Origin of the sequence: Pararobbsia alpina (assembly GCF_965118125.1) — a bacterium.
Taxonomy (GTDB): domain Bacteria; phylum Pseudomonadota; class Gammaproteobacteria; order Burkholderiales; family Burkholderiaceae; genus Pararobbsia; species Pararobbsia alpina_A.
In genome coordinates this window covers 841,921-861,010 of sequence record NZ_OZ221287.1, presented here as the reverse complement: position 1 = coordinate 861,010, position 19,090 = coordinate 841,921, and the positions used below count along the sequence as shown (strand labels likewise).

Here is a 19,090-nt window from a genome sequence, read left to right as displayed (position 1 = left end):
CGCTACGCGGCGATGTCCGCATCCTCTGCATCGCCCGACTCACCCGCCGTACGTTCCGCCGCCGCGCCCCGCCATTTCGAAGGCGTCATGCCCATCTGCTGCTTGAACGCACGCTGAAACGCGGCTTCGGAGCGATAGCCGACGGCTTCACCGATCGCCGCCGTCGATAAATCGGTCTGCACCAGTTGCCGCGCCGCGAGCGTCATGCGCACCTCGGTCAGCAAGTCGCTTGCGGACCGGCCGACGGACTCTTCGAAATGACGCACGAACGTCGCACGCGACATATTGCACAGCGCAGCCAGCGATGGAAGCGTCCACGGCTCCTGTGGCCTGTCGAACATGGCCGCGAGCGCCGGTTGCAACCGCGCGTGCCGCGCAAGCGCGAGCAGGCCTTGGGGAGGCGCATCGGATTCGCTCGCGAAACGCAGCGTCATCGCAAACAACGCGCCGGATAGATAGTCGAGCAAAGCGCGAGCACCCGACCGCTCCTCGACAGCTTCGTCGCGCATCAGGTCGACCAAACGAGCGAGCGGTGTCGCCGCAGCGTCAGCGACTGTGATGATGCCCGCCGCCTCGTCGGTGACGTCAACGGTGACGTCACCGGCAGTGCCTTCGGCTGCGTCGTCCGCCAGGCGGTTCGTTGCGCCTGCGCGCGCCAGCGCCTGTAGCGTGCCGACGCGCACAACCAGGCGATCCGGCAAATGATCGCGCAACAGTCGGTCCTGCACGCTTGCGACGACGAACGTGCCGCACAGCAAATCCATCGCGGGCCCCGTGCCCTTGTTTTCCTTGATCTTGAGCGTCGGCGTTTCGCGCATCTGGATCGGGCGAGGCTTCTTGCCGCTGCCATCATGCAACTTATGCGCTGCGCCTCGCGGGAAGAGCACGATGTCGCCGGCGCGTATCGTGAGCGGAGGGCCGTTGCCGTCTTCGAGCACGGCCTCGCCGCTGAGCAGCACGTGATACGGAATCTCGCGCACGCCGGCTTGATCATGGGCGACAGCCCAGGGCGCGCCGAAATGACACCGCACATCGATGCGGCCGGCGACGGGCATGAGGCTCAACAGGCGGCTAAGCAGGTCCATATGAGACGAATCAGCATGAACGAATCGCTGCATGGTAGCGGAACGCTCATGCGCTCGCAGGGCGATATCGGTTGCATTCGGGCAATGTGCCGGTCATCGGTTAGCCCAGGGGACTGCACTGGTGACTACCCTTGTGCTGCGCGGCGGTCGGTGAGTCACGCCGCCCGGACGGTTGCGAACTCGATGCTGCGCCTGTACGACAAACGCCCCGCAGGCATTCAATGCCTGCGGGGCGTATCACTCGTGCCTGCAGCCGCGCGTGCCTACCAGGCCGGCTGCTCGTTCGGGCGCAGGTCGAAGACGAGCACCTCGGCGTCCTTGCCGTCACTGAACGCAAGTTCGCGCTCGTTGCGCACCCGCACGCCATCGCCCTCACTGAGCACCGTGCCGTTGAGCGTCACACCGCCGCGCGCCACATGCACGTAGGCGTAACGACCTTCCGGCACCGACACCTTCGCCGACTCGTCACCGTCGAGCAGCCCGGCGTAGACGCGTGTGTCCTGGTGCACCGCGAGCGAACCGTTCTCGCCCTGCGGCGAGATGATGTTGACGAAACGGCCCCGCTTGTCGACTTCGGCGAAATGCTGTTGCTGATAGCGTGGCTCGACACCCTTCTTCGACGGCATCAACCAGATCTGCAGGAAGTGCACGGACTCCGCCTGCGAGTGATTGAACTCGCTATGGGCGACGCCGCTGCCCGCACTCATCATCTGCACGTCGCCCGGGCGAATCACCGAGCCCGTACCCATCGTGTCCTTGTGCTCGAGCGCGCCTTCCAGCACGTACGAGAAGATCTCCATATCGCGGTGCGGGTGCTTGCCGAAGCCTGCGCTCGGCGCGACACGGTCGTCGTTGATCACAAGCAGGTCCGAAAAACCTTGCTGCTTCGGATCGTAGTAGTTGGCAAACGAAAAGGTATGACGCGAACTGAGCCAGCCGTGCTCGGCAACGCCACGGTCGCCTGCTTTGCGAACTTCAAGCATGTGAATCTCCCGAATGAACACTTTGAACGATGATCCCTGCGCGCCGGTGACACCCGTCGCACATGGGCTCCCTGTTTGCTGCTGTTTCCCCCCGTCGCCAGCGTCGCTCAACGAAGCGGAACCATGAGACGCAGTGTAGTGTCACCTGAATCATTGATAAATCACCTGGAATCTGAAAAACTGTCAACCTCAAGGCGACAATACTCATCCCCTACCAGACGCACACGATGCAGCTCGAAGACATGCGAATCTTTGTCGCGGCGGTCGACGCCGCGAGCTTCACGGGGGCCGCGACCCGGCTCGGCCTGTCCAAACAATTCGTGAGCAAACGCGTGATGGCGCTCGAAGAGCAGCTCGGCGCCCGGCTGCTCGTGCGCACGACGCGGCAGTTGTCGGTCACGCCCGTCGGCCGCGACTATTACGATCGCGTCGTGCGAATCCTCGCCGACGTCGAGGACGCCGAGCGCATCGTCGCGAGTCAGAACGCCAAGCCGCGCGGCGCACTCCGCGTCACTGCGCCGATGTCGTTCGGCACCATGCATCTCGGCCCCGTCATGCCTGAGTTCCTGCATCGATACGACGAGGTCGGACTCGAGATCGATCTGAATGACCGCACGGTCGACCTGATCGGCGAGGGTTACGACATGGGTGTACGGATCGGCGTGCTCACCGATTCATCGCTGATCGCGCGACGCATCGCGCCGTTTGAAATGGTGGCGTGCGCGAGCCCGACCTACCTCGCTCAGCGCGGTGCGCCGGAAACCCCCTCCGATCTCGCAGACCATCAGTGCCTGCTCTACGGTCACGGCAAAAGCGTTGAGTGGCCCTTCTCACTTCACGGTCGTGCGCGTTCGGTGCCGGTGAGCGGGCGCCTTCGCGTCAACAATGGAGAAATCGCGCGAGATGCCGCAATCGCCGGGCTAGGGGTCACGATGTTGCCGACGTTCATCGTTCAGGGCGCGCTCACCAGCGGCAAGCTGATCAAGGTGCTCGAAGCGTTCGAACCACCCAAGGGCGGCGTGTTCGCCGTCTACCCGCAACATCGCCAATCGTCGCCCGCCGTCAGAGCGTTTGTCGATTTTCTGGTCGAACGATTCGCGCCGGAAGACGGCGTATGACGCGAATCGAACAGCCCGCGGATTGCGGGACTGGGCGGGTCCAGGTACCCGATCCGCTCCCCCGTCATGCGTAAGCGATGCGCAAGGCGAAAGACGAAAGGCTCACACTATGTGCGCGCTTCGCCGGTGAGTGACGCCCGATACGCCGTTGCAGCATCACGGAAACATTCGATCAATACATGCGCTGCCGGAGACAACGAACCTGCGCGACGGGTGTAGATCGATACCTCCACGGCCGGCAGTTGCTCCGCCACATGGATACGCGCCACGGTCCCCGCCACCCAGGGAGCGCGCCAGACATGTGACGGCATCGCCACGATCGCGTCGCACTCCGTCACCAGCGTCATGATGTGTGCGAAGTTTGCACAGCGCGTCGACCATCGCGGTTCCGCGATCCCTTGCCGCGCGAGCATCGCGTTCAGGGCGTCTCTGAATTCAACGCTGGTTGCGTGCAGGATCCACTCCGCGTCGCGCAGTTGAGCAATCGACTGGGCGTAAGCGAACGGATGCGTGCGCCGGCAACCGAGCATCAGCTCATCGGTAAACAGATCGATCGTGGCAAACTCCTCGCGCGCGCGGTCGCCTGATATGCCCACCACGACGAAGTCAATGGACCCGTCTCGGAGTCGCGGCATCGAATGCCACGGATGCGCTTCGACCAGATCGACCTGCACATCGGGCAGGCGCGATCGAAACGCGCGATACGCAGCCCCCAGCAACGCAATCGACGAGACTGGCGAAATTCCGACCGTGACTGCACCGCCCGCGCCGCCCTTGACGCGCTCGATATCTTCGAGCGCGGCCCGCATTTCGGCCGTTGCGGCCTGGCCGTGGGCATACAGTACTTCACCGGCTTGCGTGAGTCGCATGCCGTCACTCGTATGCACAACGACCGCCATGCCGATCTCGTCTTCGAGTTCCCTGATCGCTTTGGTCAGGGCCGCTTGCGACAAGCCAACGCTACGTGCAGCCAAACGGATGCCGCCGTGCTCGGCGATGGCGGTCAACGCGCGAAGCTGATGAGGTCGCATCGCTGTGCTCGCTGGACTCGCTAGGCAATGTACAAACGCAAGGCGCCAGGCGTCGCGTCAATGCGTCGTCTTTCGCGATGAGTTTTTGCGTGCCGCGATCTCAATCGACCCACCCATTTCGCGCCGGGCGGCATCGACCAGACAGTCGATCAGCAGTCGTGCAGGCGGAGTGACTTGTGCGTGCCGCCGCGTGAAAAGCCGCAACGAAAAGGTCGGCATGACGAAGGGAACGTCCATACGCCTGACCATTGATGCGACGACCGCCGACGCCAACATGCGACTCGGCAGAAACGCGATCGCCGACGTGCGGAGCAACAGCGGAAATACGAGCGTCAGGCTCGAACAACGCACCGCATGCTTTTTCGCTGGCACGCCATTGTTCAAAAACACTTTCCTTTCGAATTCCAGCGAATCGGTCTGCGCAGAAAACCAGAGCCAGTCGACGCACAGCAATTCATCGACCGTACGTGCCTGTTCGAGCGGATGACCGTGCCGGCACACCGGCACCATCTCGTCGGTGCAGAGTTCGCGGTGATGGAGATCCGGCCATGACTCGGGTTCGGTTGCACCGGCTACGACAACGTCGAGCGAGCCTTCACGCAGCCGCGGGAGTGACAAGGCGAGACTGCCCTCGACCAGTTGCAGATCGACATCGGGCATACGCCTGCGAAATGCCTCGAATGCAGTCGGCAAGAGCACAACAGCGGTAAACGGCGACAGTGCGGCACGTAGCGTCCCGGCGCAGCTGCCCTTGAGCCGTTCGACCGCGTCGTGCGCCGCGCGCATCTCGGCGTCCATCGCGCTCGCGTGCGTATAGAGCGCGCGACCCGCCTCGGTCGGCTGGATACCGTAAGTGGTGCGATTGATCAACGCGACTTCGACTTCATCCTCGAGCTCTCTGAGCGCCTTCGTCAACGCCGCTTGCGACAAAAACATACTGCGCGCCGCGGCGCGAATACTGCCGTGATCGACAGCCGCAATCAGCGCCCGCAATTGATTGGGTCGCATCGTCGTCCAGCCTCTACTTTTGACTCACCGGTTGAATGTCATGGACTTTGTCCGGCCTTTGTCCACCGCCATTTCATAGGAAATATAGGCGACGGAAAGAAGAAAATAAATGGGACTCTCTGCTGTTAAAAGAAATATTTTCGCAGATCATTTCTTTTCGGCGAAACGTTTGCCACTAAAGAATTAGTGTTCAATATATTTCTATTTTCCCGCAGACTTAGTCGCCCTCCTTTCAAACAAGAAAACTCCTCAATTCAAATCGCTGACCCGGGGTTGTCGCGTTGAATATTTCTCGTCGTTCAGGTCGTCCGGTGGTCACTACACTCGTGTCGTAGTTCGAGCCTCCGTTCGCACTGCCGGCGCCGCTGAACGCCCGTGATCAGCGACATCCACCCGATCGCCATGACGGCGACACGCACCTTGCCCAGGAATCGCGCCATGCTTCGCTATTCGCTTCTTGCCGAAGCCCGCCATGGCTTCCGCAACAATCAGTTCTGCCTGATGTTTCAGCCGCGCGTCAGCCTTCCAGGCAAGACCGTCGTCGGTTTCGAGGCGGTACTGTATTGGCAGCACCCCAGGATCGGCCTGCTGGCCCCCTCGCAATTCATCGAGGATCTCGAGTCATCGACACTGTCCGCACAGCTCGCGCGGTTTCTGCTGACGGAATCCGTGCTGCGCGTTGCGGAATGGCGCAGTCGCGGGCTCGGCAAACTCTTCGTCAGCATCGGCATGCCCGGTGCCGAAATCGTCCGCGAAGGGTTTGCATCGCAAGTCGAACACATACTCAAGTGGTACGACATTGAACCGTCATCGCTCGAGGTGGCCCTGACCGACCGCACGGACTATTCGGTGTTTCCGACGCTCGAGTCCGACTTGTTGCCGCTGCAACAGCTCGGGGTACGCCTCGCACTTGACCACTTCGGCACGGGCTTCGCGTCGCTGAATGTGTTTCGTCGATTTCCGTTCAGCACGGTCAAGCTCGATCGATCGTGTCTGTCGGGGGCACCGCAGGATCCGGTTGCGCGCGAGGTCGTGGAGTCGTTCGCCGCGCTGTGCAAACGTGTGGAACGAAGCGCCGTCATCGACGGCGTCGAACATGAATCGCAACTCGAATGGCTCAGCGCGCTGAGCCACGGCGAAGTCCAGGGCCCGCTGATTTCCTCGCCCGTGCAAGCGGGCGAGGTCGACGAGTTCGTCGCGCGGACAAACGGGATCGAACTCGTGACTTAGATGCGGCGATTCAGATGTGGCGACTCGGGTGCGGTGACCCGACGTGACAACCTACGCGTGGTGAGTCGGCGCCGCCCCCGCGCACCTCACCATGCGGAGAACCGGTATCGCATGCTCCACGGCCGCCCGCTTTCGAATGTCACGCCGGTTCGGCTTGCGAGCGGGTGCGAATCGGGCACGCTCGCGATTCGACCGAGATCGAAGAGTCCATTGACCGGTTCGACGCCGAGCGCGTAATGGCGACCCGACCAGGGCACCGCCTGGCGGCCGCCGTTGCTGAACCAGAGCATGACGTCGGGCATTGCAGTCCTGTCCCACCCGAGCCCGATGTGCACCTGCTCGTCGAGGTAATGCAGAGCGAACTGCGGCGTCCCCTCCTGCGCGCCAATATCGGTGACGAAGATCAGCTCTTCCGTCGTGTACGGCAAGGGCACGCGGCTGAGATCGACCGGGTGACCATCGACGCCCGGCAGGCGCGACAGCGAATCCGCCGTGGCATTGGCGAGCACACGCGAAACGCCGGGCTCGGTCGGCACGGGATAGGTGTGGATCGCGCCATGTCGTGCCGGTTCGAGCACCACGCGACCCGGCTCGCGCGGTATGCGGAATGTCGGGTGAAGTGCAATCGGCACACGCACCGTTCGTCGCGCATGAACCGTGAGCTCGACGTCGAGCCGTGCGCCTGTCGGATCCGCCACGAAACGGCGTTCGAGCCTCGCGATGGCCAGGTCTTCCGGATAGTCGATCGCGATCGTCAATCGGTCGCCGCGCGACTCGATGCATTGCCACTCGTGATTCGCCCCATAACCATGCTGCCAGGTATCGTCCGGCACCTTGATCTGCCACTCCGCGGGCAAGCCATCAGGCACTGCAGGCCCGCCAAATGGCACGCAAGGCCAATCGCCGCGCAGGCGCTGCATGATCCCGGGTTGCCCGGCCGCCTCTTTGGTACCCGCCCACGGGGCGATCTGCATCGCCTGAAGGCTGCGTCCATCCGCGAGACGAAACGTCAAGGGCGCGAGCATGCCGCCCAATGCCTGAACTTCGGCCGTGCCGAAGCCCCATTCGAGTTGCCAGGTCTGACTCAATGCGAAGCGCCTCCTGTGTTGGCATACGTGTCGCCGACCATCAGGTGAACGATCTCGTCGCCGTTTGTTTCGCTCACCCGACGTTCGCCGGCCATCTCGCCACGCCGCAGCACCGCGATACGGTCGGCGACGGCAAAGATATCGTGCAGATTATGCGAGATCAGCAGCACCGACACACCTTGCGCCTTGAGCGTCGTGATGAGTTCCATGACTTTGCGCTGCTCGGGCACACCCAGCGCTGCGGTCGGCTCGTCCATGATCAGCAGCTTCGCGTTCCAGTAGATCGCACGGCCGATCGCAATCGCCTGACGCTGTCCGCCCGACAGCATTTTGACCGGCCCTCGCAGTTTATGATCGGGAATCACGATCTCGAGCCGGTCGAGCACCTCACGAGCGACACGCGTCATCGCTTCGCGATCGATGACCGGCACACCGAATTGCCTGCGCGTCGGTTCACGTCCCAGAAAGATATTGCTGCCGACATCAAGGTTGTCAGCGAGCGCAAGGTCCTGATAGATCGTCTCGATCCCTTCGGCGCGCGCGTCCTGTGGATCGCGCAGCGTCAGAGGTCTGCCGTCGAACAGCAGCTCGCCCTCGCTCGCGTGATAGACGCCCGAGATGATCTTGATCAGCGTCGACTTCCCGGCGCCATTGTCGCCCGCGAGCGCGAGCACCTCGCCGGGCGCCACGCTCAGCGAGACGCGCTTGAGGGCTTCAACACCGCCGAAGCGGATCGAGATACCGCGGACTTCGAGTATCGGCTTGCTCATGCGCCGCCTCCGAGTCGTTCCTTGTACTGGTCGATCAGCACCGACAGGATGATCACGATGCCGACGACAATGAATTGCCAGAACGCGTTGACGTCAATGAACACGAGCCCGAACTGAATCACGGCGATGATCAGCGCGCCGATCAGTGTGCCGATCACGTTGCCGGTGCCACCGAACAAGCTGGCACCACCGATGACGACCGCCGCGATCGAGTCGAGCAGCATCGGCTCGCCCGCGTTGGCCACACCGGCTGCGAAGCGCGCGGTATAGACGATGCCGCCGATCGCCGCGAACACCGCGGAAATCAGGTAGATCGCCATCAGGTGCCGGCGCACATTGATGCCGGCGCGCGCCGCCGATTGCGGGTTACCACCGATCGCGTACGTGTATTGACCGAAGCGCGTTTTCGACAGGATGAAGTGCATGACCACGAGCAGGATTGCGGTCAGGATCACGGGCTTCCAGCCCGCGCCGATCCACGCCAGCGCGGCGCTATTGACGGAGACCGTCATGCCGCTGCCCGCTGCCAGGAACCCCGCGCCGCGCGCGACGCCATACATGCCCAACGTGCCGATGAAGGCTGGCACGCCGAGCCTTGCGATCAGGAAACCATTGACGAACCCCGGAAGCAGGCACACGACGATCGAAAGCGGAATCGACAGCAGGAGGATCGACGCATTGTCTTCGCTGAACAACGTGAACTGCGCGACGCACACCGCCGCGAGACCCATTACGAAACCCACCGACAGATCGATGCCGGCGGTCACGATCACGAAGGTCTGGCCGATCGCGAGCAACAACGGCGCGGATGCGGCCAATCCGATCGACTGCAGGTTGTACGCATTGAACAGAAAGGAACGATGGTCGGAGACCTGTGCATAGGTCTCGAAGAAAACCAGAAGCACGAACAGAAACAGCCAGGGCCAGAACTTGCTGATCCAGGCAAGCCGGGCAACGCGCGAGTCATCCATATCGGGGGAAAAATCCTGTGCAGGGCGACCGGTGCGGACGACGATCAGGCGGCGTCCACACCGGCAAATCGGTGATCGCTCCAGAACGATGACTTCAGAACGATGGCTACGGAACAACGACTACGGGACCATGCCCGCGACTCGGTCATGCCGGAACGATCACCTCGACGCGGCGACTTCGCAGCACCCAGCTCACTCAGCTCAGTCACTTCGCCAAGTTCGCCGGGTTCGCGAAGCTCGCTCAGTTCGAATAGATATGCGCGTGCATCTCCGGCTGATCGACGTTGTTCTTGTCGAGGATCACGAAGTCCGTGCCCTTGAACGTCGGAATCTTCTTGCCATGGATCGCGTCGACGGCGAACTTCACGCCGTAGTAGCCGATATCGTCGGGCCGCTGCGCGATGGCGATATCGACGACGCCCGCCTTGAGATCACGATCGATGCCCGGCACCGCGTCGAATACGACGACCTTGATCTGCCCGGTCTTGCCCGCCGATTTCACGCCCTGGGCGACACCGCTGCCCGAGAACGTATTCGCGGCAAAGATACCCGACAGGTCCGGATTGCGCGCCAGCACGGCCGCCACATGCGACGCGGCCTTGTTGGCATCATCCTCGTTGTACTGCGTTTCAAGGACCTTGATGCCGGGGTGCTTTTTCATCTCGTCCAGAAAGCCTTCGGCGCGTGCGTCAGTGCTCGAGATGCCCGGCTTGTTGTTCTCGCAGTAGACCGTGCCCTTGTCGCCGATGGACTTCGCGAGCGCACGCGCCGCGACGCGGCCGCCTTCGAGGTTGTCCGACGCGATATACGACAGCGGGAAGTCCGCGTCGCCCTTGCCCGTCTGGTACTTGCCGTCGCCGATATACGTATCGACGGTGATCACCTTGATCCCCGCGTCATACGCTTCCTTGAGCGGTCCGATCAGCTGCTGCTTGTCGACCGGCGAGACGAGCAGCACGTCAGGGTGCTTGGCGATCAAGGCCTTGAGGATCGGCACCTGCTCGGTGGTGTTCCACGCCTTCGGGACCTGGAACAACAACTCGACGTTGTCTTCCTTCGCCGCCTTCTCGGCGCCGCGGTGCATGGTGAAGTAAAAGGGATCGGTCACGCCGGGCAGCAACGCCACGACGGGATGCGACGCATCGGCAAGCGCCTGTTGCGCAAAGCCGCAGGCAAGAACTGCAGAAATGACCGCAAGACCACGTGCCACGCACTTCTTCATTGCGTCTTCCTCCAGATGGGCCGGCTTGAGAGCCGAGTTGTGATGCCCATAACAGAACCACCGGATTCGTCTGAGCACAACCCGAGGTTATCCCGACGGAGCGCGCAGATCGCGGCATGAACCGCCCACCAGCAGCGTGGGAGACAGGAAAAACGCGTGGTGCTCGAACGCCCCGCCCTTGGGCCGTCCGACGTCGGCCAGCAGCGAGGCGACCGCCTGGCGCCCGATGGCGTCGATCGGCTGCGCGGCGACCGTCAGCTTTGGACGGATCACGCTGTTGAGTGGAAACTCGTCCATCCCAGCAAGTGAGACGTCGAACGGGCATTGAAAGCCCAGGTCTTCGATCGCCTGAAGCGTGCCGATCATGGCAAAGTTGTTGACCGCGATGAATGCCGATGGCCGTATCGGTCTCAGTAACAGTTCACGCGCTATCGAATAGGCGGTCTCCGCGCGAAAGTCGGTATGCCGGCAGAGATCGGGCGGCACATCGGCGCCGGCGTCCTCCATCGCATCGCGAAACCCTGCGAGCCGCAATTCGGCAGAAGAGATCCCTTCCGGTCCTCCGACAAACGCAATCCGCCGATGGCCGAGGCGCAACAGGTACTCGGTCACCATGCGTCCGGCAAGCCGGCTATCGAGGCCGACAAAGCCGCGCTCGAGCCCCTCGACGTAGCGGTCGATCGTCAGCATCGGCACATCGGTCACGCCTGCCAGCGCGCGCCGGTACGCATCGTCGTGCCCGCAGGGCGACACGATGATGCCGGCCACACGCTGCGCACGCAGGATGTCGAGCAGCTCGAGCTCGCGCGCCGGGTTTTCATCGGAATTGCAGACGATCAGGTTATAGCCGGCCTCAAGCGCCTCACTCTGGATGATCTTCGCAAGCGCTGCGAAAAACGGGTTGGTGATCTCGGACACGATCAGCCCGATGAGGTTCGTGCGTCCAAGTCGCAGACTGCGCGCAATGCTGTTCGGCGAATACCCGATCGCCTCGACGGCTTCCATGACGCGGCGATGCGTCTCGGCCGATACGCGCGACGCGTCGTTGAGCGCGACGGACACCGTCGAGATGGACACGCCGGCCCGTTTGGCGACATCGCGAACAGAAGGCATGGCTGGTTTCGTGCAAGGGGACGTCACCGGTATAGCCCATCGAAACGATTCGTTCAAGTTCTGTCCTGTGGCTGAACCGTATCGGCACCGTTTGCTTGTGACCGAGCACCGGCCTTCGTCGGTGTTGCGCACGGAAATCGCGCTGCATCATTGCTTTGCATCGCTAACGAATGATCAAAACAATGATGAAAACCCGACCTTGCCTCCTGCGATTTCTTGACTATAGTGGGATCGAAACGTTTCGAGCGGCGACGTTCACAGATCTGCTTTCACCGGTCATGTGAAGCGGCGATCCGCGGCGATCACCGTTCACCGGAATCGGTACGGCATTCGTTTATTGGAGGCGCGCGCCAGAGTCATGGGCCACTGTCTCCCGACAACAAAGGAGCAGCCATGAGGAGACGGTTTCTATCGCCGCTGATGCTTTCGCTCGTCCTCGCGGCGGGTGCATCGTTCACCGGTGTGTCGTACGCGCAATCGAACGAGAGCGCGAATCTGCGCCTCATGGCATTCGGCAGCGATGCGCAACTGACCGCGGTCAAGCACGCGATCGCGCGTTTCAACGAGAAATACCCGAACGTCAAGGTCGACGTGTCGATCGATCCGATCTCGAGCGGATGGGGCGACTACGTGACCAAGGTCATGAGCCAGTTCAACGCGCACAACGCTTACGACGTCTACGGCACCGCAATCGAGACGTTCCGTACGTTCGAATCGCGCAAGATGTTTGTCCCGCTCAACGACTACATCAAGAAGAATCCCGGCTTTTCGGACTTCGCGCCGAGCCTGTTCCAGCAGGCCTCCTATCAGGGGCAGACGTATTTCATCCCGATCGGATGGAACAACATCATGATCAACTACAACCGCGCGCTGTTCAAAGCCGCGGGCGTGGACTTCCCCAAGCAAGGCTGGACGTGGAACGATTTCCGCGAGACCGCGAAGAAGCTGACCGTCAAGGATGCGTCGGGCAACGTCAAGCAGTATGGCTATGAGGTGCCGAACCAGTTCTTCTTCGTGCAGCCCTGGTTCTATTCGAATGGCACGTCGATCCTCAACGCCGACTGGACTGCGTCGAACATGCTCGACCCGAAAGTCACGGAGTCGCTGCAGTTCCTGCATGACCTGATCCACGTCGACAAGGTCTCGCCGATCCCGGGCAAGGACATGCTCGACAACCAGTACTTCGCCGGCCAGATCGCGATGATTTCGCGCGGGCACTGGATCATCGAAAACGCGAAGAAGGCCAACCTCGATATGGATGTCGCGATCCCGCCCTCCAAGGTCGATGACACGACGGTGATCGGGTTCGGCGGCTACGGCGTCGCGTCGACGTCACAGCACAAGGAGCTCGCGCAGGCACTGATCACCGAACTGACGAGTGCGGAGACGCAGAAGGAGGAAGGCGAACTCGGCGGCGGCGTGCCCGGGCGCAAGTCCGCGGCCGAATCGCCGGGCTTCCTCAAGTTCCCGCCGAGTGCGGCCCTGTACTACCAGACGCTGCCGCACACGAAACCCGTGCCTTCGCCGGCGAATTTCCAGGAAGTCGAAAAGATCTTTATCCGCTATTACGACGCAATGATGGCCGACGAGATGCCGATCCCGGAGGGCGTCAAGCGCTGTCATGAAGAGTTGCAGGCGTCGTTCAAGCGTCTCGCGGCCCGCAAGCAGTGAGTCTGTGATCCGTCTCCATGAGCACCTATGAACCCCGTCGCCCGCCGGTGTTTCCCGGCGGCGACACGCCCGTGACCAGCGAACGCCTGCGCTCGGACCTGAGCCGTGCGCAGGCACGTGTCGGCTATGCGTTCGTGCTGCCATCGTTCGTGCTGTATCTGGCGTTCGTGCTCGCGCCCGTGCTTGTCACCGTCTATCTGAGCTTTACGCAATACGATCCGATGGCAGGCTCGACGTGGGTCGGCTTCGATAACTATCATCGCTTCCTGACCGACGACCGCTCGCTGCAGATCTTCTGGAATACGCTGCGATTCACGATCTTCGCCGTCTGCGGCAACGTCGGCATCGGCCTGTTGCTTGCGCTCGCGCTCAATCGCGCGATGCCCGCGTTCCTGCTCTATCTGTTTCGCCTGTCGTTCTTTCTGCCCGTCATCATTGCGGCCGCCTTCGTGTCGATCGTCTGGGGCTACTTCTACGGCGACGACCTCGGCATCATCAACTACTACCTGATCCGGCTGGGCTTCGCTCCCGTGCATTGGCTCACATCGAGCCGCACGGCGATGATGTCGATCATCATCATGGACGTCTGGAAAAACACCGGCTTCTTCATGATCATCTTTATCGCGGCGCTTCAAGGCGTGCCGCGCACGATCATGGACGCGGCGATCATGGACGGCGCGCGGTACTGGAGACGCTTCTTCCGCATCGTATTGCCGTATATCTCGCCCGTCGTGTTCTTCAACATTGTCTATGCGTCGATCGGCGCGCTGCAGGTCTACGAGTCGATCGTGATCCTCACGCAGGGTGGCCCGGGCGATTCGACGCGCTCCATGTCGATCCTGATCGTCGAAGAGGCCTTCGGCAGCTTCGAGATCGGCTATGCCGCATCGATCGCCGTGATCATGACGCTCGTGATTCTCGTGATCACCGCGATCCAGCTCGCAGCGTCTCGACGATTTGTCCATCACTGACGGAGCACCACCGATGGCCAGCGCCGCATCGCCCACCCCGTCCGGCCCCGCCCGCAGCCCCGCGCCGTCGCGCCTGCAAACGCGCGCGAGCACGCGATGGATCGACCGGATCATCATCGCGATCATGATCGTGCTCGGCATCGCGATGGTGCTGCCGTTTGCGTGGCTGTTCAGCATGTCGTTCCGGCCGGTTGCCGAGGCATACCGGATGCCGCCGAGCTTCCTGCCACCCAACCTGCACCTGACCAACTACCGCGCGGTGCTCGCTTCGTCGGTGCCGTTTCTCCAGATCTACTGGAATTCCCTCTATATCGCGATCATCGCGACCGCCGGCCAGCTGGTGACGTGTTCCCTTGCCGCATTCGCCTTCGCACGCCTGCAATTCCGCGGACGCGACAGCCTGTTCTTCATCATGCTCGTCGGCATCATGTTTCCGGCGCAGGTGACGATCATTCCTGTGTATCTGGGCTTCGCACAGATCGGTCTGCTCAATCACCCGACCGGCCTCGCGCTCATGTACGTGACCTCGAGCTTCGGCGTATTTCTGGTGCGGCAATTCATGTTGTCGCAGCCCAAGGCACTCGAGGAAGCCGCGCTGATGGACGGGGCCGGTCATCTCAAGATTTTTTTGCGCATCTCGCTGCCGCAGCTCAAACCCGCGCTGTCGGCGCTCGGCATCATCACCTTCACCCAGACGTGGAACTACTACTTCCAGGCCCGCGTGCTGCTTGAGCCGCAGGACGCCATGACGCTTCCCGTCGCCATGGACTTGCTGCGCGGCTATATGAGCGAAGGGAACCTGTCGCTCGTCATGGCCGCGATGAGCATGGCGATCTTGCCCGCCGTGCTCATCTTTCTGCTCGCCCAGCGGCTCGTGATCGAAGGCATGGCGATGAGCGGCATCAAGAACTGAACGCGTATCCCAACCGGAGGACCTCCCGCGATGGCGATGGATCAACCACATCGAACCGATCGAACGGATCAAGCGGATCAAGCGGATCAAGCGGATCGGGCAGCACACGGGCATGCTCACCGTCTCGCCGGCGTCGACGAACGTTTCGTCTTTGCCGGTGCGCGGCGCCGGTATGCCGCATTTCCGCTCGGCGGCATCGGCACCGGCAGTGTTTCATTGACCGCGAGCGGCCGGCTGATCGACTGGAGCATCCGGAACAAGCCCGATATTCACCAGTTCAATGGCTATAGCCACTTCGCGATCAAGGCCGAGCGCGACGGCGTGCTGCTTGATGCACGCGTGCTCAACGGTCCCTACGACGCCAACCCGACCGGCTCGCCGGCCACGCGCAAGTTCGACGGATTCGGCTTTGGCGCGAACCGTGACACGCTCGCCGGTGTACCGCATTTCGACGACGCGACGATGATCGGCCGCTTTCCCGTCGCTGAAGTCCTGTTCGACGACGCACGGTTTCCGGGAAGCGTGGCCCTGACCGCCATGAGCCCGTTCATCCCGCACGACGAACGCAATTCGTCGATGCCGGTCGCCCTGTTCGCGATCGAGGTCGTCAATACCACGGCGGCGGCGATCGACTATACGATCGGCGGCACGCTGGGCAATCTCGGCTGCGATAGCGGCGTCCATCGCTTCGTCCAGACCGAGGGCCTCAGCGCTCTTCACCTCGAATCCGCCGACATTGAGCGTCCGCCTGAGCAGCGCGGCGATCTCGCGATCGTGACAGATGCGGAGCACGTCGAACACGTCGACTATCACTTTCGCGGCCAGTGGTTCGACAGCCTGAGCCTCTATTGGCGCGAGTTTGCGAGCGCGGGGCCGCTGCGCGAGCGTCACTACGACGCGCCGCGGGCAAGCCGCAACATGTTCAACCAGCCCGAGCACGGCACGCTCGCGGCACGCGTTCGTGTCGAACCCGGCGAGCGGCGTACGGTGCGCTTCGCGATCAGCTGGAACTACCCGCTCGGGAGCATCTACTGGTTCAATCGACACGGTCCCGGCAGCCCGTTCTATGACGGCGTCGCACCGACGTGGAAGAACTACTACGCGACGCAATGGGCCGATGCACTCGCGACGGGTACCGACGCATTGCGCCGCTGGAGCGATCTCGAATCGCGCACGCTCGCGTTCCGCGATGCCCTGTTCGAATCGTCGCTGCCTGCCGAGATTGTCGACGCCGTCTCCTGCACGCTGGGCCTGCTGCGTTCAGCGACCGTGATCCGGCTCGAAGGCGGTGAACTCTGGGGATGGGAAGGCCAGCACGAACATGACGGCTCGTGCGAAGGAAGCTGCACCCACGTCTGGAACTACCAGCAGGCACTCCCGTGGCTGTTTCCCGCGCTCGAGCGCACGTTGCGTGAGACAGAGTTCCGTTACAACCAGCTGCCCAATGGCGGCCTGACCTTCCGTCAGCGCCTGCCGCTCGGTTCGGGTTTTGACGTGATCGGCCCCTGCGCCGACGGTCATTTCGGCGCCGTCATCAAGGCGTATCGCGAGTGGAAGAACGTCGGCGACGATCGCTGGCTGGCCGCGCAATGGCCGGCGATACGGCGCGCGCTCGACTACGCGTGGTCACCCGACAACCCGGACCAATGGGATCCGCAGCGCACGGGCGTGTTGTGGGGTCGTCAGCACCATACGCTCGACATGGAGCTGTTCGGCCCGAACTCGTGGTTGACGGGGTTCTACCTGGCTGCACTCAGAGCGGCGGCCGAAATGGCAACGGCCATGAACGAGCCCGAGTTTGCGCGCGAACTCGCTCATATGGCCGACAACGGCCGCGAGTTCGTCGACTGCGAATTGTTCAACGGCCGATGGTTCCAGCAGAAGCTCGATCTTCACGACCGCTCACGGATCGAACCCTTCGGCGGCGAACGTGCGGCAGGCGTGCTTGCCGACAGCTTCATGCAGGCGTACTGGTCCGACGAATATCGCGAGATCAAATACCAGATCGGCGACGGCTGCCTGACCGACCAGTTGCTCGGGCAATGGCACGCCGATCTCGCGGGACTCGGCGACCTGTTCGAGCCCGACCATATTCACGCGGCGCTCAAGGCGATCTATCACGAGAATTTCCGGCCGACGTTGCGCGATCACTTCAACCCGTGCCGCGTCTACGCGTATGAAAACGAGGCCGGCCTGCTGCTCGCGACCTGGCCCGAAGGCAGCCACAAGCCCGCCGTGCCCGTGCCCTATGCGGAGGAAGTCTGGACGGGCCTCGAATACATGATGGGCTCGCATCTGATCAAGCGCGGCCTCGTCGACGAAGGGCTCACGATCGTGCGCGCCGCGCGGGCGCGGCACGACGGTTCGAATCGCAATCCGTGGAACGACATCGAATGCGGCAGCTACTACGCGCGATCGCTGTCGAGCTATGCACTGCTCAACGCCTACACGGGGCTCAGCTTCGACGCCCGCAGGGATCACATCGGCTTCGCGCCGGCGCGCGACGCACACGGCGTGTTTCCGTGGTCCGCGGGCACCGGCTGGGGCACGGTCGGCGTGGGCCCCGACGGCGTGGATATTGCTGTGCTCGGAGGTGAGCTGCGTGTGGCGACGGTGTCACTCGACACGGCGGTGAGTCATGAATGGCACATGACCGGCGGCTCGCGCGTGCTCGCTGCCGGCGAGCGGCTTACGCTCTCGAACGCCGACGCTCAGCCGGTTCGTCGCGCCCCGCGCGACGCGACGTACACCTTCGAGACCGTTTCGGAGATCGACGATGGCAAGGCTTGAACTCAAGGGCGTGCGCAAAAGCTTCGGCGGCGCGGCGGTGATTCACGGGATCGATCTCGCCATCGACGACGGATCGTTCACGGTGTTTGTCGGACCCTCGGGGTGTGGAAAATCGACACTGCTGCGCATGATTGCCGGTCTTGAAGAGGTGAGCGGCGGCGAGATTCATATCGACGGCACGCGCTGCGATCATCTGCTGCCGTCCGCGCGCGGCATGGCCATGGTGTTTCAGTCGTATGCGCTCTACCCGCACATGAGCATCTACGAGAACCTGCGCTTCGGCCTCGTCTGCCAGAAAACCCCGAAAAACGAGGTGAAGCCGCGTATCGAGCGCGCCGCCGAGATTCTCCAGATCACGCACCTGCTCGATCGCAAGCCTGCACAACTCTCAGGCGGACAGAGCCAGCGCGTCGCGATCGGCCGTGCGATCGTCAAGGAGCCGAAGGCCTTCCTGTTCGACGAGCCGCTGTCCAACCTCGATGCAGAACTCCGCGTGAAGATGCGTGGTGAGATCGTTGCACTGCATCGGCGGCTGGGCTCGACGATGGTCTATGTGACGCACGACCAGGTCGAAGCGATGACGATGGCCGACACGATCGTGGTGCTTCGCAACGGTCGCATCGAACAGGCCGGCACGCCGGCCGAACTCTATGCGAAGCCGATCAATCAGTTTGTCGCGGGTTTTATCGGTTCCCCGCAGATGAACATGCTGCCGGCGCTCGGGCTTCAGTCGGGTGAAGGCCGTTTCTCGGTGTCGGCCGACGGCGGCCGGTTCAGGCTGCAGTTGCCACGCCTTGCCGATGCGACGACGGGCGATCTGCGCTGCACGCTCGGCATTCGCCCCGAGCACCTCGAATTGTCGGAACGCGGCGCCTTGCGCATCAAGGTCACCGCACGCGAATTCCTGGGGTCCGAGACCATCGTCGCCGGCGCGCTCGAATCGGGAGAGCCGTTGCGCGCGTCGTTGCGTGGCGCACTCGATGTGCGACTCGGCGACACCCTGGCGTTCGACGCTGACCCTGCGCATATCCATGTGTTCGATCAGGACGGCCTGGCGCTCGAGATTGCCGAGCCGCTCGCCATACCGACCGCGGCCCGGCGAGTTTGACCGCAAGAGCCCGAGTGT

General features: G+C 62.6%; 16 protein-coding genes. 7 read left to right on the top strand and 9 right to left on the bottom strand.

What is annotated here, in order from left to right; translation table 11 throughout:
- Window positions 1-2: 2 nt before the first annotated feature.
- Window positions 3-1,118, bottom strand: a complete 1,116-nt coding sequence (locus ACMFWR_RS03650; protein WP_413193670.1) for an AraC family transcriptional regulator — start codon at window positions 1,116-1,118, stop codon at window positions 3-5.
- A 230-nt stretch (window positions 1,119-1,348) separates the two neighbouring features.
- Window positions 1,349-2,068 carry a pirin family protein gene (locus tag ACMFWR_RS03645; protein ID WP_413193669.1) on the bottom strand — a complete coding sequence of 240 codons (720 nt, stop codon included), beginning with the start codon at window positions 2,066-2,068 and terminating at the stop codon, window positions 1,349-1,351.
- Between the two features lie 227 nt (window positions 2,069-2,295).
- On the opposite strand from ACMFWR_RS03645, the gene ACMFWR_RS03640 reads away from it, so the two are divergent.
- On the top strand, window positions 2,296-3,186 hold the full coding sequence (locus ACMFWR_RS03640) for a LysR family transcriptional regulator (RefSeq protein WP_413193668.1): 891 nt from the start codon (window positions 2,296-2,298) through the stop codon (window positions 3,184-3,186).
- A gap of 107 nt (window positions 3,187-3,293) precedes the next feature.
- On the opposite strand, the gene ACMFWR_RS03635 is transcribed toward ACMFWR_RS03640, so the two are convergent.
- Window positions 3,294-4,217 carry a LysR substrate-binding domain-containing protein gene (locus ACMFWR_RS03635; RefSeq protein ID WP_413193667.1) on the bottom strand — a complete coding sequence of 308 codons (924 nt, stop codon included), beginning with the start codon at window positions 4,215-4,217 and terminating at the stop codon, window positions 3,294-3,296.
- Window positions 4,218-4,274: 57 nt separating this feature from the next.
- Window positions 4,275-5,225, bottom strand: coding sequence for a LysR family transcriptional regulator (locus tag ACMFWR_RS03630; protein ID WP_413193666.1), 951 nt, complete (start codon window positions 5,223-5,225; stop codon window positions 4,275-4,277).
- 438 nt (window positions 5,226-5,663) lie between these two features.
- Here ACMFWR_RS03630 and ACMFWR_RS03625 point away from each other — a divergent pair, with 438 nt between their 5' ends.
- Window positions 5,664-6,455, top strand: coding sequence for an EAL domain-containing protein (locus ACMFWR_RS03625; protein WP_413193665.1), 792 nt, complete (start codon window positions 5,664-5,666; stop codon window positions 6,453-6,455).
- Window positions 6,456-6,541: 86 nt separating this feature from the next.
- On the opposite strand, the gene ACMFWR_RS03620 is transcribed toward ACMFWR_RS03625, so the two are convergent.
- The 5 genes from ACMFWR_RS03620 to ACMFWR_RS03600 form a co-directional block, all read right to left on the bottom strand.
- The gene (locus ACMFWR_RS03620; protein ID WP_413193664.1) at window positions 6,542-7,543 is read right to left on the bottom strand and encodes a hypothetical protein; all 1,002 of its coding nucleotides are present in this window, start codon (window positions 7,541-7,543) and stop codon (window positions 6,542-6,544) included.
- A complete protein-coding gene (locus ACMFWR_RS03615) occupies window positions 7,540-8,313 on the bottom strand; it encodes an ATP-binding cassette domain-containing protein (RefSeq protein ID WP_413193663.1) in 774 nt (257 codons plus the stop codon). The genes ACMFWR_RS03620 and ACMFWR_RS03615 overlap by 4 nt, the downstream gene beginning before the upstream one ends.
- On the bottom strand, window positions 8,310-9,284 hold the full coding sequence (locus ACMFWR_RS03610) for an ABC transporter permease subunit (protein ID WP_413193662.1): 975 nt from the start codon (window positions 9,282-9,284) through the stop codon (window positions 8,310-8,312). The genes ACMFWR_RS03615 and ACMFWR_RS03610 overlap by 4 nt, the downstream gene beginning before the upstream one ends.
- 241 nt (window positions 9,285-9,525) lie before the next feature.
- Window positions 9,526-10,506 carry an ABC transporter substrate-binding protein gene (locus tag ACMFWR_RS03605; protein ID WP_413193661.1) on the bottom strand — a complete coding sequence of 327 codons (981 nt, stop codon included), beginning with the start codon at window positions 10,504-10,506 and terminating at the stop codon, window positions 9,526-9,528.
- Window positions 10,507-10,593: 87 nt separating this feature from the next.
- Complete coding sequence (locus ACMFWR_RS03600) at window positions 10,594-11,619, bottom strand: LacI family DNA-binding transcriptional regulator (RefSeq protein WP_413193660.1); 1,026 nt, start codon at window positions 11,617-11,619, stop codon at window positions 10,594-10,596.
- A 393-nt stretch (window positions 11,620-12,012) separates the two neighbouring features.
- Here ACMFWR_RS03600 and ACMFWR_RS03595 point away from each other — a divergent pair, with 393 nt between their 5' ends.
- The 5 genes from ACMFWR_RS03595 to ACMFWR_RS03575 are packed head-to-tail and all read left to right on the top strand — an operon-like array spanning window position 12,013 to window position 19,072.
- The gene (locus ACMFWR_RS03595) at window positions 12,013-13,290 is read left to right on the top strand and encodes an ABC transporter substrate-binding protein (RefSeq protein ID WP_413193659.1); all 1,278 of its coding nucleotides are present in this window, start codon (window positions 12,013-12,015) and stop codon (window positions 13,288-13,290) included.
- A gap of 17 nt (window positions 13,291-13,307) precedes the next feature.
- A complete protein-coding gene (locus ACMFWR_RS03590) occupies window positions 13,308-14,261 on the top strand; it encodes a carbohydrate ABC transporter permease (protein WP_413193658.1) in 954 nt (317 codons plus the stop codon).
- 13 nt (window positions 14,262-14,274) lie between these two features.
- Window positions 14,275-15,174: a carbohydrate ABC transporter permease gene (locus ACMFWR_RS03585; protein WP_413193657.1), complete on the top strand. Its 900-nt coding sequence runs from the start codon at window positions 14,275-14,277 to the stop codon at window positions 15,172-15,174.
- A 36-nt stretch (window positions 15,175-15,210) separates the two neighbouring features.
- Entirely contained in the window at window positions 15,211-17,964 is a 2,754-nt protein-coding gene (locus tag ACMFWR_RS03580) for a GH116 family glycosyl-hydrolase (protein WP_413193656.1), read from the top strand.
- Entirely contained in the window at window positions 17,951-19,072 is a 1,122-nt protein-coding gene (locus ACMFWR_RS03575) for an ABC transporter ATP-binding protein (RefSeq protein ID WP_413193655.1), read from the top strand. Before ACMFWR_RS03580 ends, ACMFWR_RS03575 begins: the two co-directional genes overlap by 14 nt.
- Window positions 19,073-19,090 lie beyond the last annotated feature (18 nt).

Excerpts from the sequence above, each read along its gene's own strand:
- ACMFWR_RS03650 (WP_413193670.1), bottom strand. The coding sequence starts at position 1,118 with ATGCAGCGATTCGTTCATGCTGATTCGTCTCATATGGACCTGCTTAGC.
- ACMFWR_RS03645 (WP_413193669.1), bottom strand. The coding sequence starts at position 2,068 with ATGCTTGAAGTTCGCAAAGCAGGCGACCGTGGCGTTGCCGAGCACGGC.
- ACMFWR_RS03640 (WP_413193668.1), top strand. The coding sequence starts at position 2,296 with ATGCAGCTCGAAGACATGCGAATCTTTGTCGCGGCGGTCGACGCCGCG.
- ACMFWR_RS03635 (WP_413193667.1), bottom strand. The coding sequence starts at position 4,217 with ATGCGACCTCATCAGCTTCGCGCGTTGACCGCCATCGCCGAGCACGGC.
- ACMFWR_RS03630 (WP_413193666.1), bottom strand. The coding sequence starts at position 5,225 with ATGCGACCCAATCAATTGCGGGCGCTGATTGCGGCTGTCGATCACGGC.
- ACMFWR_RS03625 (WP_413193665.1), top strand. The coding sequence starts at position 5,664 with ATGCTTCGCTATTCGCTTCTTGCCGAAGCCCGCCATGGCTTCCGCAAC.
- ACMFWR_RS03615 (WP_413193663.1), bottom strand. The coding sequence starts at position 8,313 with ATGAGCAAGCCGATACTCGAAGTCCGCGGTATCTCGATCCGCTTCGGC.
- ACMFWR_RS03610 (WP_413193662.1), bottom strand. The coding sequence starts at position 9,284 with ATGGATGACTCGCGCGTTGCCCGGCTTGCCTGGATCAGCAAGTTCTGG.
- ACMFWR_RS03605 (WP_413193661.1), bottom strand. The coding sequence starts at position 10,506 with ATGAAGAAGTGCGTGGCACGTGGTCTTGCGGTCATTTCTGCAGTTCTT.
- ACMFWR_RS03600 (WP_413193660.1), bottom strand. The coding sequence starts at position 11,619 with ATGCCTTCTGTTCGCGATGTCGCCAAACGGGCCGGCGTGTCCATCTCG.
- ACMFWR_RS03595 (WP_413193659.1), top strand. The coding sequence starts at position 12,013 with ATGAGGAGACGGTTTCTATCGCCGCTGATGCTTTCGCTCGTCCTCGCG.
- ACMFWR_RS03590 (WP_413193658.1), top strand. The coding sequence starts at position 13,308 with ATGAGCACCTATGAACCCCGTCGCCCGCCGGTGTTTCCCGGCGGCGAC.
- ACMFWR_RS03585 (WP_413193657.1), top strand. The coding sequence starts at position 14,275 with ATGGCCAGCGCCGCATCGCCCACCCCGTCCGGCCCCGCCCGCAGCCCC.
- ACMFWR_RS03580 (WP_413193656.1), top strand. The coding sequence starts at position 15,211 with ATGGATCAACCACATCGAACCGATCGAACGGATCAAGCGGATCAAGCG.
- ACMFWR_RS03575 (WP_413193655.1), top strand. The coding sequence starts at position 17,951 with ATGGCAAGGCTTGAACTCAAGGGCGTGCGCAAAAGCTTCGGCGGCGCG.